The organism is Microcoleus sp. N9_A1, assembly GCF_036701795.1.
In the GTDB taxonomy this organism is placed as follows: Bacteria; Cyanobacteriota; Cyanobacteriia; order Cyanobacteriales; family Microcoleaceae; genus Microcoleus.
In genome coordinates this window covers 1-19,859 of the sequence record NZ_JAUBRI010000010.1, presented here as the reverse complement: position 1 = coordinate 19,859, position 19,859 = coordinate 1, and the positions used below count along the sequence as shown (strand labels likewise).

10 protein-coding genes are annotated in these 19,859 nt (G+C 46.9%); 4 read left to right on the top strand and 6 right to left on the bottom strand.

Annotated features, from left to right (window positions below; all coding sequences use genetic code 11):
• Positions 1–144 precede the first annotated feature (144 nt).
• A complete protein-coding gene (locus QUA58_RS06770) occupies positions 145–2,265 on the top strand; it encodes a flavin-dependent dehydrogenase (RefSeq protein WP_333393413.1) in 2,121 nt (706 codons plus the stop codon).
• Positions 2,266–2,303: 38 nt separating this feature from the next.
• On the opposite strand, the gene QUA58_RS06765 is transcribed toward QUA58_RS06770, so the two are convergent.
• The 3 genes from QUA58_RS06765 to QUA58_RS06755 all read right to left on the bottom strand — a co-directional run bounded on the left by QUA58_RS06765 (position 2,304) and on the right by QUA58_RS06755 (position 4,882).
• Complete coding sequence (locus tag QUA58_RS06765) at positions 2,304–3,635, bottom strand: hypothetical protein (RefSeq protein WP_333393412.1); 1,332 nt, start codon at positions 3,633–3,635, stop codon at positions 2,304–2,306.
• A gap of 274 nt (positions 3,636–3,909) precedes the next feature.
• Entirely contained in the window at positions 3,910–4,572 is a 663-nt protein-coding gene (locus tag QUA58_RS06760; protein ID WP_333393411.1) for a (2Fe-2S) ferredoxin domain-containing protein, read from the bottom strand.
• 58 nt (positions 4,573–4,630) lie between these two features.
• Entirely contained in the window at positions 4,631–4,882 is a 252-nt protein-coding gene (locus QUA58_RS06755) for an Asr1405/Asl0597 family protein (protein WP_333250502.1), read from the bottom strand.
• 355 nt (positions 4,883–5,237) lie between these two features.
• On the opposite strand from QUA58_RS06755, the gene QUA58_RS06750 reads away from it, so the two are divergent.
• Positions 5,238–5,780: a Dps family protein gene (locus tag QUA58_RS06750; protein ID WP_333250504.1), complete on the top strand. Its 543-nt coding sequence runs from the start codon at positions 5,238–5,240 to the stop codon at positions 5,778–5,780.
• Between the two features lie 146 nt (positions 5,781–5,926).
• On the opposite strand, the gene chlP is transcribed toward QUA58_RS06750, so the two are convergent.
• Positions 5,927–7,147, bottom strand: a complete 1,221-nt coding sequence (gene chlP, locus QUA58_RS06745) for a geranylgeranyl reductase (protein ID WP_333250506.1) — start codon at positions 7,145–7,147, stop codon at positions 5,927–5,929.
• Between the two features lie 537 nt (positions 7,148–7,684).
• On the opposite strand from chlP, the gene QUA58_RS06740 reads away from it, so the two are divergent.
• On the top strand, positions 7,685–8,077 hold the full coding sequence (locus QUA58_RS06740; RefSeq protein ID WP_333057711.1) for a hypothetical protein: 393 nt from the start codon (positions 7,685–7,687) through the stop codon (positions 8,075–8,077).
• Positions 8,078–8,286: 209 nt separating this feature from the next.
• Here the strand turns inward: QUA58_RS06740 and QUA58_RS06735 are convergent, their stop codons facing one another.
• Entirely contained in the window at positions 8,287–8,463 is a 177-nt protein-coding gene (locus tag QUA58_RS06735) for a hypothetical protein (protein ID WP_333393410.1), read from the bottom strand.
• A gap of 697 nt (positions 8,464–9,160) precedes the next feature.
• Between QUA58_RS06735 and QUA58_RS06730 the strand changes: the two genes are divergently transcribed.
• Positions 9,161–14,530 carry an AAA family ATPase gene (locus QUA58_RS06730; protein WP_333393408.1) on the top strand — a complete coding sequence of 1,790 codons (5,370 nt, stop codon included), beginning with the start codon at positions 9,161–9,163 and terminating at the stop codon, positions 14,528–14,530.
• A 128-nt stretch (positions 14,531–14,658) separates the two neighbouring features.
• Here the strand turns inward: QUA58_RS06730 and QUA58_RS06725 are convergent, their stop codons facing one another.
• Positions 14,659–19,566 (bottom strand): DUF4347 domain-containing protein, encoded by a 4,908-nt coding sequence (locus QUA58_RS06725; protein ID WP_333393407.1) that lies wholly within the window; start codon positions 19,564–19,566, stop codon positions 14,659–14,661.
• Positions 19,567–19,859: the final 293 nt, after the last annotated feature.

The window sequence follows — 19,859 nt, the reverse complement described above, 5'->3', positions numbered from 1 at the left end:
CACCGAGAGCGATCGAAAACCTAAAAATCTGAGAACATTGTAAACTTATTTAAAACTAAATAAGTATTCGCGGAGTATAGCCTACTTTGCTCCCTTGTCAACTCCCCCATCTTTATTAATTTATTCTCAATTGAGAGCCTAATCATGCAAGAAATTCTTTATCTAGAAGTCCCGACACCGGATACAGCAGCCGTGTGCACTTGGTTGCAGCACGAATTCGATCCCGGAATCGGAGAAAAAATTATTACTGCTGACGGTTTTCGCCTGGTTTCAGGCGCAACAGCAGCCGAGGTTCAGAAGTCTGGAACTCAAAATGCCAATCCAAAACCCGCCTTGGCTGACACCAATTCAGGAAACCAAAATTGGCGATCGACAGAACTTTCCACCTTTGTCTGGTCACTGCAACGCACCACTTATTTAAAAGTCTTTCGTCTAGAAGACGCGCCCGCTGGAGAAAGAAAGTTCCTGGAAGCTCTGAATCTTGCTGTGAGAAACAAGTTTCCCGATCGCTACCGGGAACCCCCTGTCATAGACCTCTCCAAACAGTCAATTTTTGAGGCTCTTGCCCCCTATTACCCCTTGACCGTCAAATACTTCCAAAAAATGCCTCAAGGCGAATACGACCTTAAGCGCGTCTACTGGTGGGAACAGCGTTGGCGCGAAGGCACTCGCAATCCTCAAAAGCCAAAACAAGTAGTGTTTTTGAAGGAAGAGGGAACAGGGCAGAAGGCAGAAGACACGATTTTGGTGTCTGATTCTGGCGATACTTTTTATGACTTAATTTATATTGGCGGGGCCTTGGGAGTGATTCACGCCGCAGTTATGGCGAGATTGGGCTACCGGGTGCTGCTAGTTGAGCGAATGCCTTTCGGGCGAATGAATCGCGAGTGGAATATTTCGCGGGATGAAATTCAAAGCTTAATTGATTTGGGTTTATTTACTGCTGCAGAAATCGAAACTTTGATTGCCAGAGAATACAAAGATGGCTACAACAAGTTTTTTGATGCTAACAATCCACCCGTTGCTAAAGCGCCAGTTCTGCACACACCAAAGGTACTCAATGTAGCTTTGGACGGAGAGAAACTGCTGAATTTAGCGGGACTTAAACTAACAGAAGCTGGTGGAGAAATCTGGGACGAAACTGAATTTCTTAGAGCCGATGTTGCAGCGGAAAAAGTAGTAGTTCAGGGCCACCACTTGCCGACAAAAGCCGATCGCACTGCATTAGGACGGTTACTGGTGGATGCAATGGGTTCGGCTTCTCCCATCGCTTGGCAATTGAACGAAGGGCGGACTTTTGACAGCGTTTGTCCGACAGTGGGAGCAGTCATCGACGGAGGATTTGAGCCAGGAGTATGGGATTCCGAGTACGGGGATGTGCTCTACACTCACGGGGACATTTCCCGCGGGCGCCAGCTCATCTGGGAGTTGTTTCCCGGCGCCGGCACAGAACTGACAGTTTATCTATTTCACTACCACCAAGTACATCCAGAGAATCCCGGTTCTTTGCTGGAAATGTACGAGGATTTTTTCGCAATTTTGCCGGAATACCGTCGCTGCGATGTCGATAAATTGGTGTGGAAAAAACCGACATTTGGTTATATTCCGGGGCATTTTAGCAGCAACAGCAGCGATCGCTCCGTGGCGATCGATCGCCTAGTCTCGATCGGCGACGCAGCATCCCTGCAATCTCCCCTCGTTTTCACCGGCTTCGGCTCCCTCGTTCGCAATCTTTTTCGCTTAACAGACCTTTTGGATACAGCATTAAAGCACAATTTGTTGACGGCAAATCACTTAAACCAAATTCGCGCCTACCAGAGTAATGTTTCAGTAACTTGGCTATTTTCTAAAGGCATGATGGTTCCTACCGGGAGCAGTTTGCCACCCCAAAGAATTAATTCAATTCTCAATACCTTTTTCGGTATTTTGGCAGCACAAAAACTCGCCGTAGCTGAAACTTTTATTAAAGACAGAACCGACTGGCTAACTTTCAATCGACTGGCGATCGAAGCAGCCGGAAAAAATCCTTCTCTCCTCTTGTGGATTTTAGATTTTGTCACTTTGGGGGATATTTGGCGCTGGCTGGGAAGTTACTTGAATTTTACTCTGCTGGCTTTGGCCAGTTTGCTGTTCGGATGGCTTCCCGGCTTCGCCCGCAGGGTACAACCTTGGTTGGAACCCCGATATCCGGCTGTTTGGCTGTGGCTGTTGGCTACCAGCTATGCTCTCACCTATGGCATGGGAAAGGGGAGAAAAGAGTGTTGAGTTTTGAGTGTGGACTCAAAACTAGCAACTTCAGTTCGCTATCGAAAACTCGGCAATTCAATTTCAGCTAGCGATCGACGTTTTTTAGAAGCCCGCAGCGGACTGGCAATCAAGCTCAGCCAGTCTGGTTGGGCGACTGCTGTAGGTTTTGCCACACTCGATCGCACTTCTTGAATGCCAAAGGTTTCAACGGAGTTCAAAATTTGAAAAGCCCGGGCTAATTCTTGCGTGTCCACATTGGTAGCAGTTTCGGGTTCAGACTCAGCCATCGGCTGTTCAGGTTCCGCAACCGCAGGGGCCGAGTCAGGTGCCGGCTCATGAGGCTGGTAGGTTTCGGCTTCCTGTAATTGAATGCCGGATACTTCGGCTAATTTGTTGAGTTCCAGATTGGCTGGGGATTCAGGCTCGATCGCATCGACAACAACCGCTACCTCTGGATTCTCTTCGGTTTCCGACCAAGGTTGGACAGGGGAAGCGTTAAAGGCTGGCGGCAGCGGAACTTGAGAGCTTTTGACCACCGCCAGCAATGATTCTAATTGCGCGCTGGCGCTATCCTCTGCATTGTCAGGCGGCTCGATCCTCGGCGACTTTACCTGTGGCCTGTCCAAACTTCTTTCCAAGGCAGCTTTGAATTGCAGAGTGTGGCGCTGCTGGCGGTGCAAGCGGGCTCGCAATTCCCTGCAAATATTTTCTGTGGCTACTAACTGGTGTAACTGTTCGTTGTAGCGCTGCACAGTAGACGCACATTCTCGCTCAACAGTCGCTAGCCTGACTTGGCTGGTTGCCAACTGACTTCTTAAACTTTCGACTAAAATTTCTTGACTTTGGAGGGTGTGATGGGAAACTTCCACTTTTCCAAACAGCCGCGTCAATTGTTCTTGAGTATTTTCGAGTTCTGCAGTCCGCTGTTCTAGCAAAGCTTCGCGATTCTGCAATGTTTTTTGGGACTCTTCGAGAGCTGTTTCTAGCTGCGCGATGCGCTGTAAAAGGTCGCGGTTGCATTCGTGCAGCGCTTGCATGAGGGTGACTGGGGTTGATCCTTTGCCCTTGGCCTGTTCGGCATTCCCAAGCATATTTTTTAGATTCTCTGAAATCGGGGGCGAGCCCGCCTCAGTCGGCTGTGTCGGAGATTGCGAATTTTTTGTTTCAGGTTGTGTGGGAATTGCATCTACGCCGATGGCGTTGGGAAAATCTACTGTTTGCCAGTCTTCTTCTGGCTGTTGGGGCACCGTTGCGGGAAGGTCTGTCGCATCGGGGGCGATCGGCTCAAAACCCCCAGCATTAGCAAAATCTGAGTGCAATGGTTCGGTATCGGATGGAACAGCAGGGTACGATTGGTGCTGATGGGCTCGAAGATCAGCTTCTGACATGGCTTTTTATCCCAATACTCACAGGGTCTCAGATACAGTCTATCCTTAGATATTCTCCCGAAGGAAGCCCCTAAGTGATAGTTGTTGTCATTTTTTCTGTTTTTTCGGACAATCGCCTGTGAATCGATTCGCGCGATCGAACTACAACCCGAACTCAAATTAAGACGTAAGGTGCGCGCACCAGCACCTAGAAGACGTGAGTTTTTGGCCGCCAGTCCGATCGGAATAATTTTTCCCAATGTCTAACGCACTGTTTCGGCATCCGGGCGATCGCCTAAGCTTTAACAACTGCAAAATGTTTGTCAATGATTGCTGGAACTTCTGCCGGTGCAATGCGGCTGTAGCGAGTTTTGTCCGGCATCACAACTATATTTGGGCCGGCTTTGCACTGTTTGAGACATCCGGTTCCCTGTACTGTCACTTGCTCTTCTAAACCGCGCGAATTCAAAGCATTTTCTAAAGCTTTACAGACTCCTCCAGCGCCCCGCTTTAGGCAGTCTGATTTTTGACATACTAATATTTTGGTTTGGGTTTTTGCCGGAGCTTTTACAGTTTGAGCTGCTGTGTCAGAGGTGAATTCGCTTTTGCCGATCGCGCGATCGTCGGATGTCAATACCCCAACAGGCAGATTGGTGGAGTCGAGCAGTTCTGGCGATCGATCATTTTGACCCTGAGCCAGCTTAAGGCTGCGAGCTTTAAGTTTTATTTTACCGTTTTTTAAATTGAGTTCTTTCTCACCTACAACTTGAACTCTCAACCCCGGTGTGAAAATAGGCGACAGAAATGACCGCAATTCCTTGGAAAGTTTAACAAGAAATTCTACTCCGCGATCGCTGCTAATTCGCAAATATTTAAGTTTGCAGCCATCTTCAACAATCAGGGCGAGGATTTCTCCCTCTAAACTGAATTCGGAAACTTGCTTGCCAGATTTATACATTGTTATGACTCCTTTAAATCCGTTACATCTTGTACATTGCTCGTTGCCGAACTTCCTTCTACCTTGAAGCCATTTGCCAGCAGCACTCCAGCCATTGCACCAGTTCGTATCGAGGGGCACTGACTTGCCTCAACACGCTCATTAACTGAGCCGCTTGTTTAACTGTGTTGACTTTTGCCCGCAAAGGTTGGTCAACCGCACACCAGCAGGGAATTTCTAGTTCTTGCAAGCGTTTGTAAACTTGCCACCTATCTAGCCAACTAACTTGCACAATGTTACAAACTTCTAATTCTGGATCTGCTGGATTCATTTTTTAACAACAGTAATAATTTGCATTAATTTTTACCCTGACTGGTAGCGGGTAGAAGTTAAAAGCCAGATTTCAGCAGAACATCAAAGATGATCAAAAGCCCTTCCTGAAAAATTCTGCCTTTTGCCCTCTGCCTTCTGCCTTCAGAAGGTTCGCCCCACTTTCAGGAAGCCTTCAGAACGAGCATCTTGTTAAAGCATAACTCAACTGCTAATTATTCTCAATAGGTTTACAAAAATAAATTCCTATTCTACAAAATCTTGCACTATCGAGGCAGACCCTGCTTGACGGGTAAATCTAGGGTGCTAGACTGACTCTATTGGCAACAAAACTGCCTATTGAGAGGAGAACACACATGGCCCAGACTCAGAGTGCATTGAGACCATTTGGCCACATAGCCGAAAACCCAGTTCTACTGGAACATTCAGTCACAGCACCGATTTGTGAAGGGATGAACGCGCTGCTGGCCAGTTTTCAGGCTTTATACCTGCAATATCAAAAACATCATTTTGTGGTGGAAGGGGCAGAATTCTACTCCTTGCACCAATTCTTTCAAGAAAGTTACGGTGAAGCTCAAGATAACGTCCACGAGTTGGGCGAACGGTTGAACGGATTGGGCGGCATACCAGCAGCTAGCTTTAGCAAATTAGCTGAGTTGTGCTGTTTCGAGCCGGAAGCAGACGGCGTGTATTCGTGCCGCCAAATGCTGGAACACGATTTGACTGCGGAACAAGCTATCATAGGTTTGCTGCGCCGTCAAGCAGGACAAGCAGAAAGTTTGGGCGATCGAGCTACCCGCTACCTCTACGAAAAAATCCTGCTAAAAACAGAAGAGCGGGCTTATCACATTTCTCACTTCCTCGCCCCCGATACTTTAGTTCAGTTGAACTTGAACTAACAATTCTTCTTTCTCTTCCTTAGCGCCCGTAGCACAGGCGTCTCGCCTGTGAATTTTCACAGTTCATTATCTGAACTCTGAAAAAAAAGCGAGCAGTTAGAAAACTGCCCGCTTTTTTTATACAAAGTGCGCTTACCCGCAGGTAATTAAGGCGCTAAAGCATTGCCGCGCAGCAAGCTACCGATGGTTTTCGCAGTAATCTTCATCTGCACGAAAGGATTAGCCGGTACTACTGTCTTATACAAGTAGCTATCGAATGTGAGTTTCTGCACATCGCGATCGGCACACATTTCCACAAAAGCTTCGCGAGTAGCATCAGAACGGTAAAACACCCGTTGCAAAATGTCAAGCACTTTGTAAGTAATCCCGTAAGCTTTATCCCACCGCTTCAGATAAAGCTTGATTTCCTGTTCAGTAGGAATCCGCGTACCCTGCTGAGAAATCTCCACAATCGTTTCCGCACACATCCGGCCAGACTTCGCAGCAAAATAGATACCTTCGCCCGAAGACTTGGTAACATAACCTGCGGCATCGCCTACGAGAGCAACTCGGCCCACAACCCGGCGGGGACGCGGATGTTCTGGGATGGGGTGAGCTTCCACTTTAATGATCTCACCGCCCATGAGTCTTTTGGCAGCGCGGGCACGGACACCTGCTTGCAGCTTTTTGATGCTGGCTTGATTGACTTTCATCGTGCCAGTACCGACGGCTACGTGGTCGTATTTGGGGAACACCCAAGCGTAGAAATCGGTAGATACGTCATCGCCGACGTACATTTCGGCTAAGTCGTGGTAGTAAGCCATTTTATCTTCCGGCAGGCGGATGCGTTCTTGGAAGGCGATCGCATAATTGTAATCACCAGCATCGATCGCCTTTGCTACGCGGGAGTTAGCACCGTCAGCCCCAATCACCAAATCCACTTTCAGAGTTTTCTGAATTCCCATTGCCGCGCCGTTGGAGTGGTCGGCATAGTGGAGAATGTAGGGGTCTTTATTGTTGCCGGGAATCTCTAGTGTGTGAACGGTACCGTTAATTAGTTTGGCACCTAGGGTCGCAGCCCGATCGCGCATAAAGCCATCGAGCACTTCGCGGCGGCACATACCGATGTATTCGTGGGCGTTTTCGATGTTGATGTCCACCTCTACGTTGGAGGGGGAGATCATTTTCATTTTTCTGACTTGGCGGTCTATAATGCTTTGCGGCAAGTCAAATTCCTGTACCATGCACAGGGGAATTGCCCCGCCACAGGGTTTGGCGTAGTCTAATTTGCGCTCGAATAGGTATGTTTCGATTCCTGCTTTTACGAGTGTTTCGGCGGCGGAAGAACCCGCAGGGCCTGAACCTACTACTGCAACCCTTAGTGTCAAAGTTTTTCTCCCCAGTTTTTTATCTATAGTCTTTACTCAGATGTGATGGTATCACGGAGTTTCGGTGCGGTGGGGTAACGACGGGAGATTTAAATGAAATGAAACAGAGCTTAACAGTTCGATACGAAAATCGGGTCTGGGGCAGTAGGTGCGATCGAATATCTTAAATCTTTAACGGCAGATGAACGCGGATCGACGCTAATGTGCAATGGTGCCCTGGTGTGCGATCGAACATTTTGCACTATTTTCTAAGAACAGGCAAGATGCCTGTTCCACAAAGAATGAATTTTCTGCTTGTGGGGAGGACTTCTAGCCCGCCCGGACATAAACAGGCTTCCCTAGCCTGTTCCACAAACAGTGAATTTTCTGCTTGTGGGCCGTTGCTCCTAGCCCGCCCGCCCTGAACAGGCTTTCCGGCCTGTTCCACAAAGAGTGCATTTGGTTTTTGTGGGCCGTTGCTCCTAGCCCGCCCATAAGAGTTTAGAACCAATGCAATAAGTTACATTAAAGTTACTTGCACTTATATCTAAAATTCTTATGCTCGGTAATTTTCAACAAAGCAACCTGCGGATTGAGCTTGAAGCTTCCGAAACAGCGATTAGAGACAGCTTGTTGCGTCCGAGTCAATTGCAGCAGTGGCTGTGGCCGCAGCAGTTGTCTAGCGGTTTGCCGGAAGAATTTGCTCAAGGTTTGACCTTTACAAGTTGGCTAGGCCCCGTGGCAGTTCAGCATCACGTTGATATTGTTGAGCACAATTGTCTGCGGCTGTTATTGAGTCAGGGAATTGACGGGTTTCACGAGTGGTATTGGGGTGATGGTTGGGTGCAGTCTCGGTTGGAGGGAGTGTCGCTGCTGCCGCTGAATTTGGGGCAAACCGCTAGTTTACTGCGGCTGCGGGAGTTTGTAGCGGGGAAGGGCAAGCGAAAGTAGATAAATGACTCTCCAAAATCATGAGAAAAAAGTCTGGTAGTTCTGCATAGCAACGAAAAATTCTTAATCCTTTTAGGGATAAAGAAGCGTTGTAATCATGAATAAAATACCACCAAGCTCCCACACGATTGGAGAGCTTTTTAGATTAGGAAAGACTCTTTCTTACAACAATAGCGAGATATCCTGTACATCAGGGAGTTATTGCATCTTTAGAGATCAGAAGTTTTGCCCGTATCTTTCCCGACAGATTTGTGTCGCTGGCGAGGCAAAACTTTTTTATATGCGACCAAAAGCTCTGTATAATAGACGGCACATTGTCTGTCAACTACTGGGAGGGAATCCGACAAACCTTTAGCATCCATTTCAACTAGACTTCCTATAGCCATGCTAAATCATTTGTGAATTTCTTATTCCCTCCCCTTGGTAAGGGGAGGGTTGGGGTGCAGTAAAAAATTTACGACTCATGTAGGATTGCTATAAATCGCTAGAATTTCTTTGGTTAAGGTATCAATTGGCAGATCTTTCCACTGCTTGTTCCCCTTATTGCTTACAAACGACTACATTTCATCATCTTGGATCGTTAGCTTGCCTTAGTTTTTTGACTTTACTTGAACTTTCCGGGGGACTGATGCTAATTGTTGAAAAACACATAGTATTGGAACCAGCGGGGGGACACCCTCGTGACTTTGACAATCGCGACTCAAGATATTTTTTCTCATAAAAGCTGATCTCTCAATTTTTTTGTTTCTTGTGAAATCCTTTGATGTCTTGGGTTTGAAACAAACTGCTTGTGACAATATATACATTTAAAGTTTTGCTTAGCGCTGGGGGTGGGACAATTTTTAACGATGTTTGGAGAACCGAAACGGGGACAATTCATGGAGTTGAGAATTAACAAGGCTTAAATACGTCGCATTATAACTCCTTACCCTTACTCTGCCAGACCACCTGAAACCCACTTCGCTGCCGAAAAACTAAGAGTGTGTTATAAAAACATAATTTGTTCCTTTCTAAAGCGTTATTCTCGACACAACGAACCCGGTGTTTTTTGACTGGGCGTTAATTTTTACCAGAAAAATAAATATGCTCTCCATTCCAGGCATTGCCGTCCAGAAGTTGCTTTACGAAAGTGCCAACTCTCTGGTGTACCGGGCCATTCGGGAAGCGGATCGCCAACCGCTCATCCTCAAACTGCTCAAAGAAAGCTACCCCACACCTCAAGAATTGCTACGCTATCGCACCGAATACCGTATCACGCGAGAGCTGAAAGAGGCGGGAGTCGTGCAAGTTTATGACTTGCAAAAATACCAAAACAGCCTCGTGATTTTTGTGGAGGATTTTGGCGGGGAATCCTTGAAAATATGGATGCAGCAGCGAAAGTTTAGCCTCAAGGAATTTCTGATCCTAGCGATCGCTGCCACTGAAACTTTAGGGCAAATTCATAGCGCCAATATTATCCACAAAGATATTAACCCCTCAAATATTGTTTATAACTCGGAAACGGGACAGCTCAAAATTATCGACTTTGGCATTTCCACTCAGCTAACGCGAGAAATGCCAACCCTGAAAAATCCCAACGTTTTAGAAGGAACTCTCGCTTACATCTCACCAGAACAAACTGGTAGGATGAATCGCTCTATCGATTACCGCACTGACTTTTACTCGCTCGGAGTCACCTTCTACGAATTGCTGACAGGAAAACTGCCTTTTGAGACAGAAGACGCTTTAGAGCTAGTTCACTGCCACATTGCCAGACAACCAGTTCCCCCGCACGAAATCGAGCCAAAAATTCCCCTAATTGTCTCGCAAATTGTCAGCAAGCTGATGGCGAAAAATGCGGAAAATCGCTATCAAACTTCCTTGGGTCTTAAGCAGGACTTAGAAATGTGTCTGGTTCAATTACAAGAAACCGATAGCATAGAAGAATTTGACTTGGGAACGCTGGATATTACAGACCATTTCCTGATACCCGAAAAGTTATACGGCAGAGAAACTGAAGTTGATAATCTATTACAAGCCTTTGAAAGAGTTCGTAATGCTAGTGCCGAAATGATGCTAGTAGCTGGCTTTTCTGGGATTGGTAAAACCGCAGTAGTGAATGAAGTTCATAAGCCGATCGCCCGACAGCGTGGCTATTTTATCAAAGGCAAATACAACCAATTTCAACGCAATATTCCCTTTAGTGCATTTGTGCAAGCATTTCGGGAATTGATGGGACAATTATTATCAGAAAGTGACGCTCAGTTACACAGATGGAAAACCCTGATCCTCACCGCAGTAGGCGAGAGTGGGCAAGTCTTGATTGACGTAATTCCTGAATTAGAACACATCATTGGCGCTCAAAGTCCTGCACTAGAATTGTCGGGGAGTGCAGCCCAAAATCGCTTCAATCTGCTGATGCAGAAATTTGTGCAAGTATTTACCCAAGCCGAACATCCCTTAGTGATGTTTTTAGATGATTTGCAGTGGGCAGATTCGGCATCGCTGAAATTGCTACAACTATTGATGGAAGATACGGGGCATCTGTTAGTATTGGGTGCTTATCGGGATAATGAGGTATCACCGGCTCATCCGTTTATGTTGACTGTGGATGAGATTGTGAAGTCTGGAGCCACGGTGAATACGATTACTCTGCAACCATTGAGTTTAGCAGATCTCAATCAGTTGGTAGCAGATACGCTGATTTGCGATTTATCTTTTGCTCAACCTTTGACAGAATTAGTTTATCAAAAAACTCAAGGAAATCCCTTTTTCTCGACTCAATTCCTCAAGGCTTTGCATGAAGATGGTCAAATTATTTTTAACCCCCCTCAATCCCCTATTAGTAAGGGGGGCAGTAAAGGGGGGTGGCAGTGCGATATTAATCAAGTTAAATTTTCCGACGCCTCGGATGTGGTGGAGTTTATGGCGGCGCAATTGCAGAAGTTGCCTGCCGAAACTCAGGATGTTCTCAAACTTGCCGCGTGTATTGGGGCGCAGTTTGATTTAGAGACATTGGCAATAGTCAGCGAAGAATTACCAGAACCAACGGCATCAGCGCTGTGGAAAGCCTTGCAAGAAGGACTCATTTTAGTAATTTCAGAAGGCTATAACTTCATTCAAGCAGATGCTCGATCCCCGAATCAGTCTGTTGCTAATCCCACTTATAAGTTCCTGCACGATCGCGTCCAGCAAGCGGCTTATTCATTGATTCCCGATGACCAAAAACAAGCCACTCATCTGAAAATAGGACAGTTACTGCTACAAAGTTCTTCCGAGATAGAAACAGAAGAAAAAATATTTGATATTGTGGGGCATTTAAATCAAGGAATTGAGTTAATCAATCAATTAAGTGAACGCTCAGCCTTAGCCCAACGCAACTTAGAAGCTGGACGAAAAGCTAGAAATTCTACCGCCTACGCTGCGGCAAATATCTATCTACAAACGGGAATTGAGCTACTGACAGTCAACTGCTGGCAAACTCAATATGAATTGACACTAAATCTATATATTTCTGCTGCTGAAATTGCCTATTTGAATGGTGACTTTGATGGTATGGAACAGATGGCAGCACTGGTTTTGCAAGAAGCCCAAACAATTTTAGATAGAGTTAAAATTTACGAAATTAAAATTGCCGCTCAGACAGCCCAGAGCAAGGTGTTAGAAACGATCGCAGTAGCAAGAGAGGCACTCTTACAATTGGGGATTGAACTCCCTGCCGAACCTGATGAAGCCAAGATTGGCAAAGCGCTACAAGCCCTTGCAGCCCAACTAAGTGGCAGAAAGATTGAGGAATTGGTTGACCTACCTGTGATGACAAATCCACAGACTCAGGCAGCTATGCAACTGTCTGGTATGTTGTTTCCACCCATTTTCCAGGGAATGCCCGGTTTGCTGCCCCTGCTGAGCTCCACGATGGTGAGTTTATCGCTCTCCTTCGGGAATGCGCCCGCATCGACTGTGGGTTATGCGATGCACGGAATGGTGTTCTGTGCCTTTTTACAAGAGGTGGAAACGGGCTATGGCTTTGGGCAATTGGCACTTTCATTGCTGGATAGGTTGAATGTACCCGAATTCAAGTCCACAGTTCTACTTTTGTTTGGTGGCTGGATTCAGCATCGCCAAGAATCTCTTTTGGCAACGATACCGACGCTGAAAGAGGGCTATAGGTTGGGCATGGAAACAGGCGACTTTGTAAACGCTGGCTACAACATATATATTTGTTTTTATACTCATTTATTCGCTGGTGTAGAACTAGATACTTGGGAACCAGAAATAGCAAGTTATAGGGCGGTAATGGCGCAGTTGAAACAATATTCTGCGCGGATTTATTTGGATATGATTCAGCAGACGGTGCAAAACTTGAGGGAAACCCGTATTCGGCCGGATTTATTAATAGGTTCTGCCTACGATGAAACGGTGATGATTCCCAAGCACTATCAGGATAATGAATTTACGGCGATCGCCTGTGCCTGCATTTACAAACTGCTGCTTGCTTACTGCTATGGGAATTATACGGCTGCCCTAGACCACATTTCCCAAGTCAAACAGTATGTGATGGGAGTATCTGGATCGGCTTTTGTTCCAATTTTTCATTTTTATGCCGCCCTGACGCACCTGGCACTTTTGCCCGAACAGCCAGCAATTGAGCAAACTGAAATTATTGCGTTAGTGGAAACCCATCAAAGCACTCTGCAACAGTGGGCGCAAAATGCTCCGATGAATTATCTGCATAAATGGTATTTAGTGGAAGCAGAACGGCAACGGGTCTCGGGCAATAAAGCTGATGCAATTGAAATGTACGATCGCGCGATTTGGGGAGCCAAAGAAAACAAATATGTTAATGACGAAGCCCTGGCAAACGAACTAGCAGCCAAATTCTACGGGGAATGGGGCAAAACAAAAGTTGCTCAAGCCTACATATTTGAGGCGTATTATTGTTATGTTGAATGGGGAGCCACTGCTAAGGTAACGGATTTAGAAACGCGATATCCCCAATTATTCGCGGTAACTCAACCGGGAAGGAAAAACACTCAAACTACCGTAGCAATGACAACGACTGGTTCGGGGAACCACCTAGATATCGCCGCAGTCATGAAGGCTTCTCAGGCGATTTCTGGAGAAATTATGCTAGATAAGCTACTGTCTAGCTTGATGAAAATTTTGATGGAAAATGCAGGGGCACAACGAGGCTATCTGATTTTGTTAAGCCAGGGACAACTGTTCATTGAAGCTGAAGGGAAAATCGATGACGAACTCGTCACAGTGTTGCAGTCAATCCCCGTTGAAACCTGTCAAGAACTTTCCTCCGCAATTGTCAATTATGTGAGTCGCACTCAAGAAAGCGTGGTACTCGATGATGCTGCCCGATCGGGACAATTTACCAACGACGCCCACATCCGAAAGCATCAGCCCAAATCAATTTTATGTGTGCCGCTGATTAACCAATCTCAAATCATTAGTATTGTTTACTTAGAAAATAATCTGACAGCGGGTGCTTTTACCCCTGAAAGAGTAGAAATATTAAAAGTGTTATCTGGACAGGCGGCGATCTCGATTCAAAATTCTAAGCTTTATACAGAAGTACGCGAAAATGAAAGCAGGCTGGCTCAACTCAACAAAGCTTACGAGCGATTTATTCCCCATCAATTCCTCCAGTTTTTAGAGAAATCAAGCATCATTGATGTGGAACTGGGCGACCAAGTTCAGTTAGAAATGTCGGTGTTATTTTCCGACATTCGTGATTTCACCACGCTTTCGGAAACTATGACGCCGGAGGATAATTTCAAATTTATCAATTCTTATCTCAGTCGCATGGAACCCGTCATTAATGAAAATAAGGGGTTTATCGACAAATATATTGGCGATGCGATTATGGCGCTATTTAGCGGCGAGGCGGATAATGCGGTGAAAGCCGGAATTGCTATGGTACACCGTCTCGCTGAATACAATGAATACTGCGCTAACGCTGGCTGTGCGCCGATTCAGATTGGGATTGGGATTAATACGGGTTCTTTGATGCTGGGAACTGTGGGAGGACCAAATCGCATGGACGGGACAGTCATCAGCGATGCGGTGAATTTAGCTTCTCGCGTAGAAAGTTTGACGAAAAATTATGGGGTGGCGCTGTTAATTACTCAGCCAACTTATGTGCGCCTGAAAAATCCATCTCAGTACACAATCCGCACTCTCGATACGGTAAAAGTCAAGGGAAAATCCGAAGCTGTGACGATTTATGAGGTGTTTGATGCAGATCCACCAGAAATTAAACAAGCCAAGTTAGCTACGCTGGAATTGTTTGCAGAAGCTAGGGCACTTTACTCGGAAGGGAAGTTATTTGAAGCGGCGCGGCTGTTTTCTGAATGTTGGCGTCAGAATCCGGGCGATCGCGTTGCTAAAATTTACTGGGAACGCTGTCAGTCTGCATTGGTTACTCGCACAAAAATCAAAGACAGGCTACACAATTTAAATTAAGCGGTTGCTATACCTGAAAATCACAGCAAAAGTGCGATCGACTGTTGATGCACCATACAAATTAGGCGATCGAAATCGGGTAGGTAGGTTGTTGCGCTTTAGCGCTAAAGCGCAACAACATACGAAGTCTAAAAAGTTACTGCCTGAACTATACTACTGGCAGTCACTCCTTTCAAGACAGCTAAATATTCCCCTGTTACCTGATACTGAATTATAGTATCGCTAACAAAAGCGCCTGTTCCTTGAAAAATATTTAACTGGTTAAAAGCCAGGGGGCTAATTAAATCAATTTTGTCTTGATTGGGGGTAAAATCAGTAATCACATCGGCAGCGGCTAAGTCTGTTCCACCAGTATCGATCGCGATCGCAAACACATCAAAACCCAATCCCCCTGTGAGAGTGTCGGCACCCATTTCTCCAAATAAGTAATCATTGCCCCCATCACCAAACAATATATCGTCGCCATCGCCGCTGTAAATGCGATCGTTTTCCTTACCTCCGTAAATCAAGTCAGTACCGCGATCGCCCTGAATAAAATCAATCCCCTTACCGCCAAAAATAATGTCATCGCCATCACCGCCACTGATGCCGTCATCCCCTTTTTGTCCGTAAAGCAAGTCATCTCCTGCTTTGCCATCAAGATAATCATTGCCGGGGCGTGCGTGGATAATATCATTCAATGCCGATCCTGTGACGCGATCGTCGGAGTCTGTCAAACCGATTACTGACTTTTGGGACAAGGTTTTGACATCGCCTGAGTTATCGTTATCGCTGATATTGACTGTGAGAGGGGCGACGAGATTATTATACAATGTGTCTGTGCTGGTAGTGGCGTGGCTAATTGGACTTAGACGATCGCCCTCAACAACCGCATCGTCAACCGCAGTAACCGTTAATGTTTGAGCGACATTCCAATTGGCGGGAGTAAAAGTAAGGGCAGGTTGGCTGACAGTAACTTGAGTTTCAGGGGTAATGGCGACGGTGACATTAGCAGTTGGCTGAGTATTTAGCCGCACTTTGTATATATCGCTGCCCAAGCTTTCGAGTACGTCGGTACTGCCAAGTGGTTCAAGGAAAATGACAGCGGGAGTACCTGGAGTGGGCGGGGGAGTTGGAATCGGCGTGGGAGTTGGAATCGGCGGGGGAGTTGGAATCGGCGGGGGAGTTGGAATCGGCGGGGGAGTTGGAATCGGCGTGGGAGTTGGAGTTGGCGCGGGAGTTGGAATCGGCGGGGGAGTTGGAATCGGCGTGGGAGTTGGAATCGGCGTGGGAGTTGGAGTTGGCGCGGGAGTTGGAGTTGGCGGGGGAGTTGGAATCGGCGTGGGAATGTTAACAGTAAAACTGCCTAAATTGCTAGCTACAACTTGATTCCCAAAAGTATCTTTTACTTGCGATGCTTGCAAATTAACAGCGTAACTGCCATTATCGGTATCATCCCAACTTCCCCCAGGCGGAGTCAGCGAATAAGTAGCGATGCGAGGTGTGCCGTTACTGTTAGTATCGACGCTCACAAATGTAGCGGAAATTGCACCACCTGACCAGTTTACTACCAGGTCAGCATTATCTAAACTGCTAACATCAACTCCGCTACTATCACTGAAAGTAACTGTCAATGTCTGACTTGTGCCGCCCGCTGTAGTAATGTTAGAAATTGCACCCAAGCTAGCAGTAGGTGCGGTGATATTAGCAGTACGAGTTAGTTGAGTTGCTGCGGTATTGTTATTACTCGCTGTATCCGTAGCTTGAGCAGCAGGTACATCAACTGTGACATTACCATCAGCATTCGGTGTGACTGTAAAATTATAAGTGGTGCCGCTACCTGTAAAACCGCTAACCGTACCGTTAGTAACATTAATGCCACTTGAACTAAATGCTGTCACATTTTCACTAAAAGTTGCTGTGACTAAAAATGGTGCATTTATTGTTGTGGGTGAGGCGGATGTTAAGGCAACGGTTGGCGGTGTAATATCAGCAGTACGAGTCAGTTGAGTGGCAGCGGTATTGTTATTACTCGCTGTATCATTCGCTTTAACCGCAGGTACATCAACGGTGACATTACCATCAGCAGTGGGAGTGACATTAAAGGTGTAGGTTTTGGCATCAACTGTGACAAAGTTACTGACAGTCGCATTGGCGACGGTAATATCAGTATTATCAAACCCGGTGACGTTTTCACTGAATGTTGCTGTGACGCTAAATAAACCATTTACTGTTGTTGCTGATGCGGATGTTAAGGCAACTGTGGGTGCAATGCCATCAATAACTATTGCTTTGGAAGCACCTAAAGAATTGAATGTACCTGGAGTTACTAAAGTTAAGATGGCATCACCATTGGCCGCATTCTTAATAGTACCGCCGCTTAAAGATAAAGCAGTTGTGGAAACATAGTCTAAGTCGGGATTGCTATCGCCTGCTGCAACTGTATACCGGAATGTTAAAGTGTTGCTGCCGCTGCCTGAGAGGTAATTCGCAACGGGAGTTACACCTGCTAAACTAAGTTTCGGCGTACCTGTGACATTGACTATTTGAGAGAATTGAACGGTGATATCGATCGATATACCAATACCGTAAGTCCCGTCTACTGTCGCGGCGCTGACGCTGGTAACAGTGGGAACGGGATTAATTGCAATATCGGCGGTTTCGGTAGCGCTACTGAAAACACTGGATGTAGTGTTATTCGTTCGGTCTGTGGTGTAGTCGGCTACACCGCCGTTAGTGCCAGTGATTTGATCCCAGGCGGCAAAGGTGAGGGCGTTGGTGACAGTGCCGTTATAACCTGCATTGGGAACAAATCGGAGGCTGGTGTTAGCATCACTGGCTAATAGTAAGGCGTTGGTGGCAGAAACGGCTGGGGCGTTATTCCAGATAGTGCCGTCGGTGGTGTATTGCCAAGTGCCGTTAGTGATGTCGAGGTTGGTGATGGCAATACCTTGTAAGGCGCTGGCGTTGGGATCGGTGATTTTTGTGCCGCCGAGGTTGGTGATGATGGTACTAATCAACGTACCTGTGCTGGCGCTGTCGTTTTGGTTTTGGGCGTTGAGAGTGGGGATGCCGGAATTATCTAGGGTGGGGGATTCGTTGACGAGGACTGTGACGGTGGTGGGTGTGGAGGCGATGCCGTCGGTGGCGGTGTATTGAAAGGTGTCTATACCGTTGAAGTTGGCGTTGGGAGTGTAGTAGATGGTGCGTCCTTTGTCAATGGCGATCGCTAAGACAAAATTACTCGCATCCGGGTTAAAAGTAGGATCGGCGATTCCTGTGGTGGGGTTTAATTTGGCGATTCTGTTGCGGGTACTGCCGCCGATGGTGGTGAATGAGCCGCCCACGATGGGGTTGCCATTGCTGTCTAGGGCGATCGCTCTGACATCATTATTATTCACATCCGGGTTAAAAGTAGGATCGGCGACTCCTGTGGTGGGGTTTAATTTGGCGATTCTGTTGCGGGTTTGTCCGTCGATGGTGGTGAATTGGCCACCCACGATGGGGTTGCCACTGCTGTCTAGGGCGATCGCTAAGACACCATTATTCAGATCCGGGTTAAAAGTAGGATCGGCGACACCTGTGGTGGGGTTTAATTTGGCGATTCTGTTGCGGGGACTGCCGCCGATGGTGGTGAAACCGCCGCCCACAATGGGGTTGCCACTGCTGTCTAGGGCGATCGCACTGACAGTAGCATTCGCATTGGGGTTAAAGGTAACATCGGCGACTCCTGTGGTGGGGTTTAATTTGGCGATATAGTTGCGGGTACTGCCGCCGATGTTGGTGAAACCGCCGCCCACAATGGGGTTGCCACTGCTGTCTAGGACGATCGCATTGACAGCAGCATTACTCGCATCCGGGTTAAAAGTAGGATCGGCGATTCCTGTAGTGGGGTTTAATTTGGCGATTCTGTTGCGGGGACTGCCGCCGATGGTGGTGAAAGCGCCGCCCACGATGGGGTTGCCACTGCTGTCTAGGGCGATCGCACTGACAAAACTATCTGCATTGGGGTTAAAAGTAGGATCGGCGACACCTGTTGTAAGGTTTAATTTGGCGATTCTGTTGCGGGTAATGCCGCCGATGGTGGTGAAAACGCCGCCCACCATGGGGTTGCCACTGCTGTCTAGGGCGATCGCTCTGACATCCATATTCGCATTGGGGTTGAAGGTGCTATCTACCGTCCCATCGCTATTCAACCGCGCAATGCGGTTGCGGGCTTGTCCCCCGATGCTGGTGAAACTGCCGCCCGCATAAATCCAGTCGTTGATGGTGGCGATGCCGTTGGTGGGGGCGGTGGTGATGCTCTGCACTGAGAGGCGGGCGCTTCCTGTATCGTTGGCGAGGGTGTCTATGCTAATTTGGGGCGAGTTGACGGGGATGGCTTTGTTGTCGGGGTTAGCGGTGGCTGCTAGGATGTGGCTGTAGGCTAAAGCCTTAATGGGGGTTGCTTCGATCGAGCCGATTTGTACTTCCAGTTCCCAATCTCCGCCCTGTTTGGCATTGCCGGTCAGGTTGGCGGAGGCGGCGATGTCAGCACCAGTTAATTCACTCAGGCGTTGGAGGAATTGGTTAGGTTTTGTAGGTTTTGTAGCACTATTTTCAACTGGGCGGTTAAAACCACTACTACACAAACTAAACTCGTTTGCGCTGGTTGAAATTCCATAGCCCGCGTAGGCGGAATTTGTTTGTATAGCCGCGCATTCTATTCGCAAGGGCTGATGAAAAGCAGCGACATTACACCCATAAATGAGAATATCGGCACCAGGAATTAGTGCTTTGCGCCACTGTTTGAGTTGAAAACCGAAACTTTCTATGTTGCTGCTGTTGAGTGTATTTGCACCGAGTTGTACTGCACCGGGACTGCCGTGAGAGATGATGTGGATTGCTTCTATATTTTGTTCAATTGCTAACCTTTCGGTGATTTGCTCAATGCCATCCCGTGTTTCATCTAGGATAATTACCTCAGCATTTGAAGAAACGCCGCTAATTAAACTCTGGTAATCTTCAACATTTGAGTTAATAAAAACTAGATTGGAAACATTTTTTTGCTGTATCATTATGCAACCTCTTTAATTGTTAAATTTTATATATCTCACTCAAATAGAACTTACAGCAGATTCGACGTTTATGAAGTACCCCGCCTATCGTTCTATCCGTGTAGGGACACGGCAATGCCCATTAGTGTCAACTTAAGCTCAAACCTAGTCAGAGACTGCTGTTTGATTATTAAATCTAGATCCCCCCTTAGCTTGCCCCCTACTCCCCCTTAAGAAGCAGGGTGGATTAATTGTCGAGAGGTTAAATCAAGGCTATGAAGGCTATTGACAGACATTATGCGAGGCATTTAACA

Coding starts and splice junctions, on each gene's coding strand:
- QUA58_RS06770 (WP_333393413.1), top strand. CDS start 145: ATGCAAGAAATTCTTTATCTAGAAGTCCCGACACCGGATACAGCAGCC.
- QUA58_RS06765 (WP_333393412.1), bottom strand. CDS start 3,635: ATGTCAGAAGCTGATCTTCGAGCCCATCAGCACCAATCGTACCCTGCT.
- QUA58_RS06760 (WP_333393411.1), bottom strand. CDS start 4,572: ATGTATAAATCTGGCAAGCAAGTTTCCGAATTCAGTTTAGAGGGAGAA.
- QUA58_RS06755 (WP_333250502.1), bottom strand. CDS start 4,882: ATGAATCCAGCAGATCCAGAATTAGAAGTTTGTAACATTGTGCAAGTT.
- QUA58_RS06750 (WP_333250504.1), top strand. CDS start 5,238: ATGGCCCAGACTCAGAGTGCATTGAGACCATTTGGCCACATAGCCGAA.
- QUA58_RS06740 (WP_333057711.1), top strand. CDS start 7,685: ATGCTCGGTAATTTTCAACAAAGCAACCTGCGGATTGAGCTTGAAGCT.
- QUA58_RS06735 (WP_333393410.1), bottom strand. CDS start 8,463: ATGGCTATAGGAAGTCTAGTTGAAATGGATGCTAAAGGTTTGTCGGAT.
- QUA58_RS06730 (WP_333393408.1), top strand. CDS start 9,161: ATGCTCTCCATTCCAGGCATTGCCGTCCAGAAGTTGCTTTACGAAAGT.
- QUA58_RS06725 (WP_333393407.1), bottom strand. CDS start 19,566: ATGATACAGCAAAAAAATGTTTCCAATCTAGTTTTTATTAACTCAAAT.